Below are 9,088 nucleotides of genomic sequence, written 5' to 3' on the forward strand. Positions count from 1 at the left end.
TTTTTAGAATATCAAAATTAGAATGAACAAATTATTCGGGAAAGTGACTCGCTCCGCCAGAGGCGGACAAGCAACTGAGTTACTCCCGCTTATTTTTTTTAGAATATCAAAATTAGAATGAACAAATTATTCGGGAAAGTGACTCTGCTCCGCCAGAGGCGGACAAGCAACTGAGTTACTCCCTATACAATAAAATTCAAAATTTTATGAACATTTTTCAAATAACTCTTAATGCTGGAATTATATATAAACGAGTTATTTTATTTAATGAGCTGATGACCGGGATTGAACCGGTGACCTCTTCCTTACCAAGGAAGTGCTCTACCAACTGAGCTACATCAGCTAATACTGTGGGCGGCGAGGGATTCGAACCCCCAAAGGCATTCGCCAACGGATTTACAGTCCGCCCCGGCTCTCCAACTCCGGCGTCCGCCCAGACAAATTTCACCCATAATCTTAAAAAACGAGCATCAAATATAGAAGCATAGATTAAAAAAAGCAAGAATGTTAAAATATTTTCTTAGCATTCTAAAAAAATGAAAGTAAATTATGTCTTCCAAAATGAGAGAACTCAAAATAAAAACAAAAATTCTTATTTTTACACTTACAATTTTAATCAAAAGAGGATTAAATGAAAATAGCAATAATTGGTTGCGGCAATATGGGATTAACTTATGCACGCTCTTTTATTCAGTATCACAAATCTAATAAAAACGATTTATATCTTGTTGTCAAAAATGAAGAACATGCTAAAAAACTAAAAGAAGAAAATTTAGGTACAGTTGTTATTGGTCCAAATGATGAGGTACTTAATTCCGATGTTTTAATCTTAGCTGTAAAACCACAAGACTTTTTATCTGTTGCTAAAATTTTATCCAATAAGATTAACAGGGAAACTCTTGTCATATCAATTCTTGCTGGTATTAAGTTAGAACTTCTTCGTAAAGCTCTTAATCATGAAATTGTTGTTCGTGCAATGCCGAATATGCCAGCTCAATATGGTATGGGAATTACAGTTTATATCCCTTCAGAGAAAACAAGCATTCATCATTTATCAACAGTGGAAAATTTACTAAGCACCACTGGAAGAACTTTCATGATTGAAGATGAAAATCTTATGGATGGCGTTACAGCATTAAGTGGAAGCGGGCCAGCTTATTTTTATTACATTGTTATGACGATGATTGAAACAGCAAAGAAAATGGGATTTGATGAAAGTCTGGCAAGTTTATTAGTTAAACATACTATGCATGGTGCATTCCATGTTATAAATAATTCTGATTTAGATTTAGAAACATTAATTAAAAAAGTTGCATCTAAGGGAGGAACAACCGAAGCTGCATTCGAAGTGCTTAAGAAAAATAATTTTGCTGAAATATTTTCAAAAGCAATTTTAAGAGCAGAAGAAAGGTCAAAAGAATTATCCCGATTAAATGGATTAAATGATAAGGATGAATTAAAGAATTAAATCTATCTTTAATTCATCCTCAAAAATTATGATTTGCTTAATACCTGTTGATTTTTATAATTCTTGAACAAGCAATAATTAATACTGTCGCTCAAAGCCTTAAAACTTGCTTCAATAATGTTGGTTGATACTCCTACAGTCCCCCATGTATCATTGCCATCACTTGATTCAATCATAACTCTTACTTTTGCCCCTGTACCTTCTTTTTCATCAAGCACACGAACTTTGTAATCAACTAATTTTATTTTTGCTATCTCAGGATAAAATCTCAACAGTGCTTTTCTTAATGCAGTATCAAGTGCATTTACCGGACCATTGCCATCAGCTGCTGTATGTTCAATTTCATTATTTACTTCAATTTTCAAAACCGCTTCTGAAGTAGTATGACCATCTGCATCATAAAAAACATTTACTTTAGCATCAATTAATCTGAAGAATGGAGAAAACTCATTAGTTTCGGTTCTGAACAGCAATTCAAATGATGCTTCTGCTCCATCAAATTGATAACCATCATATTCAAGTGATTTAATATAATTAACTAATCTCTTGCTTAATTCTTTATCATCGGAAATGTCTATGCCAACTTCTTTTGCTTTGTATTTAATATTGCTCTGACCAGATAAATCTGAAATTAATACTCTTTGTTTATTTCCAACTAATTCTGGTGCAATATGTTCATACATTCTACTGTCTTTCATAACAGCACTAACATGTACACCACCTTTATGGGCAAAAGCAGATTTGCCTGTATAAGCTGCTCTTGTATTTGGATGAATATTCATCAATTCATAAACATAGTTAGAAAGAGAAGTTAAGTGCTGCAGAGTATTTTTTTGATTTGTTTCATGATTCAATTTCAAAATTAAATTTGGAATTATACTGCATAGATTTGCATTCCCACATCTTTCGCCTACACCGTTAATTGTTCCATGAACATGTGTAGCACCAGCATTTACCGCAGCAAGTGAATTTGCTACTGCAAGTTCCGCATCATTATGAGCATGAATTCCAATTTGTAAATTAAATTTGTTTTTAACTTCACTTACAATCTTAAAAACTTCTTCAGGTAATGAACCTCCATTAGTATCGCATAGAACTAATGTATCAGCTCCGCCTTCAGTTGCTGCTTCAAGCATTTTTAATGCAAATTCTGGATTATGTTTATAACCATCAAAAAAATGTTCTGCATCAAAAATTACTCTATCAACATGGGCTTTAAGATATTTAACAGATTTGTAAATTAATTCTGCATTTTCTTCATCACTCAAACCCAAACCTTTTTGTGAATGAAGCTGCCAGGTTTTACCAAAAATTGTGATGATAGGGGTTTCGGATTTTAATAAAGTATTAAGATTATAATCGCCTTCTACATCTTTAACCGAACGAGCAGTTGAACCAAATGAAGTTAATTTTGCATGATTGAGTTTAAGATTTTTTGCTTGTTTGAAAAACTCTTCATCTTTAGGATTACTTCCTGGCCAGCCTCCTTCAATAATATCAATTCCAAATTCATCAAGTCTTTTTGCAATTAATAATTTATCCTGGACTGAAAGGTTTACACCTTCGCCTTGTGTTCCATCTCTTAGTGTTGTATCAAATATTTCTATAAACATATCTTACCTCATTTTTTATGATATCAAATCATGTTATTCTTTCTGGCATATTCAAAAATATTTCCAGCTTCGATTATTGGAAGTATATCTCCAAGTGGATTTAATTTATATTCTTCAGAAGAAGAAAGATTTTTTAATGTATTATTAACAAGGTCAATTTCAAGTTCATCGTTTGTTTTGATTTTATCATTCAATTTAATTGGGGTTTCATAAGGAATAACAAACCCGCCATCAACACAATTTCTATAAAATATTCTTGCATAAGATTCTGCAACAATTACTTTCACACCTGCCATTTGCAATGCAAATGGTGCATGTTCTCTTGAAGAGCCGCAACCAAAGTTTGAGCCGCCGATTATAATGTTATATTTTGATTGATAATTTTCACCATCTATAAATGGAATACCTCCATCAGGCAAACCGGAATTTTTAAGTGGAACACCAGACAATGCATATCTTCCATATTTTTTTGATTCTTCCGGGTCGCTTAAGCTGTAAACAAGATGTTCAGCTGGAATAATTTGGTCTGTATCAATGTTATCTCCAAGTACAAATGCTTTTCCTTTAATAATTTTTTCCATAATTAATTCCTGAATTTTTATAAAAATTCTCTTGGGTCTGTAATTACACCTGTTACAGCAGAAGCAGCAACTGTAAAAGGTGACGCAAGATAAACTTCGGATTTTTTGCTTCCCATTCTGCCAGGGAAATTTCTATTTGTTGTAGAAATAACAACTTCGCCATCAGTTGCTCTTCCTACAGTATCTGCTGGTCCGCCAAGACAAGCAGCACATGAGGACGGAGCAATTACACAACCAGCATTTTCAAAAATTTGTTTTAATGAAACTCCATTAATAGTCTCAACTTCCAGTTGATTATATACATATGTACTTGCTGGGACAATAAAAGTTGGAACTTTGACTTGATTCCCAAAAATTATTTTTGCTGCATTAATAAAATCACTGAGTTTACCTCCAGTGCATGAACCAATATAGCATTTTGTGAGTTTTGTTCCCTGCACATTTCTTACTGTATCTCGATTATCCGGGCTGTGTGGTTTAGCAACTAAAGGTTCGATTTCATTAACATTATATTTATAAATTGCACGGTATTTTGCATCAGGGTCGCTTTCGAAAATTTCATATGGTGCATCAGTTCTTTCTCTAACATATTTCTCAGTTACTTCATCAGCTTTAATTATTCCATTCATTGCACCAGCTTCTATTGCCATATTTGTTAATGTCATTCTTTCATCCATTTGCATAGAAAAAATAGCTTCGCCATCAAATTCTAATGCTCGATATGTTCCGCCATCTGTTGTAATATCTCCCAGCACTTGAAGTATTAAATCTTTTGCAGTAAGATAATGCGGCAAAGTTCCTTCAAATATAAATTTCATTGATTCAGGGACTTTTTCCCAAATTTTTCCGGTGCCAAGTATGAATGCAGCATCAGTATTTCCAACACCTGTTGAAAACATTCCAAATGCACCTGATGTGCAAGTATGTGAATCTGTTCCAAATAAAACTGTTCCTGGCAAATTGTAACCTTCTTCAGCAAGAGCTATGTGACAAACTCCCTTGTATCTTTCTGTTCCAACATCATAATAATTTGGCAAATCATACTCGTTCGCAAATTCACGAAGAATGTTTACATTTCTATTTGCTTGAGGATTTTTTGTAAAGATATAATGGTCAGGAAATATTACAACTTTTTTCTTATCCCAAATTTTTGCTTTATCTCCAAATTCTCTTTTCCATATTTCGATTGTTGGAGGACCACACACATCGTGGGTCATTAAAACATCAACATTAAGCCAGATATTTTCTCCGGGTTCAACTCTTTTTCTGCCCGAAGCTTTTGCAAGAATTTTTTCTGTTATTGTCATTCCCATTTATTAAATCCTTTATATTACTTCTGAAATTTTTTCTTGTTTATCAACTAATTCTTCTTTGTTGAATTGTTCTTTTTGATTAAGTGCATTCAAGTAAGCTTTGGCACTTGCTTCTATGATATCGGTAGATATTCCTCTTCCGGTAAATGATTTATTTCCGCTTCTAATTCTAACAAGAACTTCACCCATTGCTTCTCTTCCTGCAGTAACAGAACGAACTTGATATGATTCTAATTCAGATTTAATTGAAAGAGCTCTTTCAATTGAATTAAAGACTGCATCAACTGGACCATCACCAGTTGCAGATTCTTCAATTAATTTATCTCCAACTTTAATTCGAACAACAGCATTTGGAACCAGATTTGTTCCTGCATTTACATGAAGATATTCGAGCTCATAAATTTCATCTCGTTTTTGAATTTCATCGCCCATCAACATTCTTAAGTCGTCATCAAAAACTTCTTTCTTTTTATCTGCAAGTTCAATGAATGCATCATATATTTTTTGGAGTTCTTCTTCTGAAACAGTATAACCAAGTTCTTGAAGTCTTACTTTCAATCCATGTCTACCTGAATGTCTTCCTAATACAATTTTATTTTTTGGAATTCCAACACTTTCGGGAGTCATTATTTCATAAGTTTGACGATTTTTAAGAACGCCATCTTGATGAATTCCAGATTCATGAGCAAAAGCATTTTCGCCAACAATTGCTTTATTTCTTTGAACAAGCAATCCAGTAAATGCAGAGACCATTTTGCTTGTGTTATAAATTTCTTTTGTATTGACATTTGTGTAGTAATTCAATAAATCTTTTCGAACATTTAATGTCATAACAATTTCTTCGAGTGATGCATTACCAGCTCTTTCACCTATTCCATTAATTGTGCATTCAACCTGACGGGCACCGTTCATAATTGCAGCAAGTGAATTTGCAACTGCAAGTCCTAAATCATTATGGCAGTGAACGCTTATAATTACATTATCAATATTCTTTACTCTTTTTCTTAATTCAGCAATTTTATTTCCGAATTCAAATGGTAAAGTGTAGCCGGTTGTATCAGGAATATTGATAGTAGTAGCACCTGCTTCGATAGCTGCCTCCACAACTTCAGCAAGATATCCTATGTCTGTTCTTCCTGCATCTTCTGCAGAAAATTCAACATCGTCTGTAAAAGTTTTTGCATATGCTACAGAATCATAGGACATTTTTAAGATTGTTTTTCTTTTTTCTTCAAGAGTTTTACCATAGCGTTCATGGCTGAATTTACCAAGAATATGATAATCTGAAGTGCTTGCAAAAGTGTGAATTCTTTTTCGCGGTGCAGGCGATAATGCATCTGCTGCAGTTTTAATATCTTTTTCGTTTGCTCTTGCAAGCGCAGCAATTATGCAGTCAACTTCTTCTGCAATTCTTTTGACTGCTTCAAATTGTGCTGGTGATGAAATTGGAAATCCAGCTTCTATTATATCTACATTCAGCTTTGCAAGCTGATGTGCAATTTCTAATTTTTCATGAACATTTAATGAAGCACCAGGTGATTGTTCACCATCTCTCAATGTTGTATCAAATATCAATATCCTTGTTGGTTCCATGATTACCTCTCATTTAATTCAATTTTAGAAAAGATTGCATTAAGAACAAAATGAAGAACCAAAAATTAGACTCTTCACAAGCTCAGATAACAAATTCGAATTTTGATACAATCTCAATTCTTTTAATGCAATCTTTCAATTTTGTAATTTTGCAATCACTAAAGAGTAAACACATTAATTGATTGATTGACAAACAACTTTTCAAATTCTTCCAATATTTGATTAGTCATTTCATCAGTTGAAACAAGTTTATCTCCATCCTTATAAATATCTTTTGTTCTGAAGCCTTTTTGTAAAACATTTTCTATTGCATTTTCAATCAGTTCAGCTGCTTTATCCATTTGAAAAGAATATTTCAGCATCATGGCTGCAGAAGAAATAGCAGCAATTGGGTTAGCAATGTTTTTGCCAGCAATATCAGGTGCACTTCCATGAACAGGTTCATAGAGTGCATATTTTGAGCCAATACTTGCTGAAGGAAGCATACCTAAACTTCCTGTAATCATTGCAGCAATATCGCTCAATATATCACCAAACAAATTTGAAGTAAGCACAACATCAAATTGTTTTGGATACCTTACAAGCTGCATTGCTGCATTATCAACATACATGTGATTTAATTCAATATCAGGATAATTCTTATGAACTTCAGTTACAATTTTTCTCCAGAATTGAGATACTTCAAGAACATTTGCTTTATCAACTGATGTAACTTTTTTATTTCTAACTTTTGCAAGCTCAAAGGCTGTTTTTGCAATTCTTTCAACTTCTTCTTTTGTATAAATCATAGTATTAAAACCTTTCTCATCATCATAACCACGCGGTTCGCCAAAATAAATTCCTCCAGTTAATTCTCTTACAATTAATACATCGGTTCCTTTCAATACATCTTCTTTCAATGATGAATAAGAAAGCATTGGAGTATAAACTTTAGCAGGGCGTAAATTAGCATATAATCCCAGAGCTTTTCTTAATTTCAATAATGCTGCTTCTGGTTTTAAATGATGAGGAAGATTTTCCCATTTGGGTCCTCCAACTGCACCGAGAAATACAGCATCAGAACTGTAGCATTCACCAAGGACTTCATCAGTAAGAGGAACGGAATATTTATCGTAAGAAGATCCTCCAATCAATTCTGTTTTAAATTCGAATTCTGTATTAAATTTTTCACCAGCAACTTTAATAACTTTGACAGCTGCATTTGTTACTTCTGGTCCAATTCCATCGCCAGGTAAAAGAGTAATTTTATACATTTTCCTCTCCATAATTTCATTTCAATTTATTTATTGCTTAACCAGCTCATCATGCTTCTTAATTGAGCACCAACTTTTTCAATCAGATGATTTTTTGTTTCTTCTCTTAATTTCTTCAGAACAGGTTGACCATTTTTATTTTCATTAATCCATTCTTCTGCAAATCTTCCAGATTGAATATCATCAAGAATTTGTTTCATAACTTTTTTAGTATCTGCATTAATAACTTTTGGTCCTCTTGTCATTCCGCCATATTCTGCAGTATCGCTAACAGAATAATTCATTCTTGTTAATCCGCCTTCATAATATAAATCAACAATTAATTTAAGTTCATGCATGCATTCAAAGTATGCAAGTTCTGGAGGATAACCAGCTTCTACGAGAGTTTCAAAACCAGCTTTAACTAATTCAGCAGAGCCGCCGCAAAGAACTGCTTGTTCTCCAAACAAATCTGTTTCAGTTTCATCTTTGAAAGTAGTTTCAATAACACCTGCGCGAGTTCCTCCAATTCCTTTTGCCCAGGCAAGTGCAATATCTTTTGCTTTTCCAGTGTAATCTTGATGAATAGCAATCAAGCAAGGTGTTCCACTTCCATTTTGAAATGTTCTTCGAACAAGGTGACCTGGTCCTTTTGGAGCAATCATTATTACATCAATATTATCTGGTGGTATTACTTGTTTATAAAAAATATTAAATCCATGAGCAAAGGCTAAAGCTTTTCCAGCTTTAAGATGAGGTTTAATTTCATTTTCATAAACTTCTTTATGATTTTGGTCAGGGAGAAGAATCATAATTACATCCCCCCATTCTGAAACTTCGTCAACAGTAAAAACTTTGAGACCAGCTTCTTCAGCTTCTTTCCAGCGAGGACTAGATTTTCTTAACCCAACTCCAACTTCCAATCCGCTGTCTTTCAAATTCAGTGCATGAGCATGACCTTGACTGCCATAGCCGATAACAGCTAGATTTTTTCCTTTTAGCAAATCTAAGTTTGCATCTGCATCATAATAAATTTTCATTTTAATTCTCCCACTTTATTAGTTTCAATTTCATCTTTAATATTTTTTCGAGATTGTTCACCTCTGCGTAATGCTACAAGTCCCGATCTTGCAATTTCTTTTATTCCATAAGGTTCAAGAACATTAATTGCAGCATCAATCTTTTCAGGAGGTCCTGTAATTTCCAGCATCAATGTTTTATTATTTATATCAACAACATTGCCTCTGAAAATTTCGCAGATATCAATAATTTCAGACCTTGTTCCTTT

8 protein-coding genes and 2 tRNA genes are annotated in these 9,088 nt (G+C 33.4%); 1 reads left to right on the plus strand and 9 read right to left on the minus strand.

The genetic code is table 11. The features are described 5' to 3' along the window. Positions 1–270: 270 nt before the first annotated feature. Positions 271–343 (minus strand) — tRNA-Thr (locus AC27L2_RS13395). Positions 344–351: 8 nt separating this feature from the next. Further along, positions 352–435 (minus strand) — tRNA-Tyr (locus AC27L2_RS13400). Between the two features lie 196 nt (positions 436–631). Between AC27L2_RS13400 and proC the strand changes: the two genes are divergently transcribed. Beyond that, on the plus strand, positions 632–1,468 hold the full coding sequence (gene proC, locus AC27L2_RS13405; protein WP_487212272.1) for a pyrroline-5-carboxylate reductase: 837 nt from the start codon (positions 632–634) through the stop codon (positions 1,466–1,468). A 26-nt stretch (positions 1,469–1,494) separates the two neighbouring features. On the opposite strand, the gene cimA is transcribed toward proC, so the two are convergent. The 7 genes from cimA to ilvN form a co-directional block, all read right to left on the minus strand. Continuing rightward, on the minus strand, positions 1,495–3,081 hold the full coding sequence (gene cimA, locus AC27L2_RS13410) for a citramalate synthase (protein ID WP_487212273.1): 1,587 nt from the start codon (positions 3,079–3,081) through the stop codon (positions 1,495–1,497). A 23-nt stretch (positions 3,082–3,104) separates the two neighbouring features. Further along, positions 3,105–3,662, minus strand: coding sequence for a LeuD/DmdB family oxidoreductase small subunit (locus tag AC27L2_RS13415; protein WP_487212274.1), 558 nt, complete (start codon positions 3,660–3,662; stop codon positions 3,105–3,107). 17 nt (positions 3,663–3,679) lie between these two features. Continuing rightward, entirely contained in the window at positions 3,680–4,975 is a 1,296-nt protein-coding gene (locus AC27L2_RS13420; protein ID WP_487212275.1) for a 3-isopropylmalate dehydratase large subunit, read from the minus strand. 12 nt (positions 4,976–4,987) lie between these two features. Next, positions 4,988–6,568 (minus strand): 2-isopropylmalate synthase, encoded by a 1,581-nt coding sequence (locus AC27L2_RS13425; RefSeq protein WP_487212276.1) that lies wholly within the window; start codon positions 6,566–6,568, stop codon positions 4,988–4,990. A gap of 158 nt (positions 6,569–6,726) precedes the next feature. Continuing rightward, the gene (gene leuB / locus AC27L2_RS13430; RefSeq protein ID WP_487212277.1) at positions 6,727–7,821 is read right to left on the minus strand and encodes a 3-isopropylmalate dehydrogenase; all 1,095 of its coding nucleotides are present in this window, start codon (positions 7,819–7,821) and stop codon (positions 6,727–6,729) included. Between the two features lie 26 nt (positions 7,822–7,847). Further along, a complete protein-coding gene (gene ilvC / locus AC27L2_RS13435) occupies positions 7,848–8,840 on the minus strand; it encodes a ketol-acid reductoisomerase (RefSeq protein ID WP_487212278.1) in 993 nt (330 codons plus the stop codon). Beyond that, on the minus strand, positions 8,837–9,088 hold a 252-nt coding region (ilvN, locus tag AC27L2_RS13440; RefSeq protein ID WP_487212279.1), incomplete at its 5' end, for an acetolactate synthase small subunit. The genes ilvC and ilvN, both read right to left, overlap by 4 nt.

The organism is Rosettibacter sp. KY25 (genome assembly GCF_057554405.1).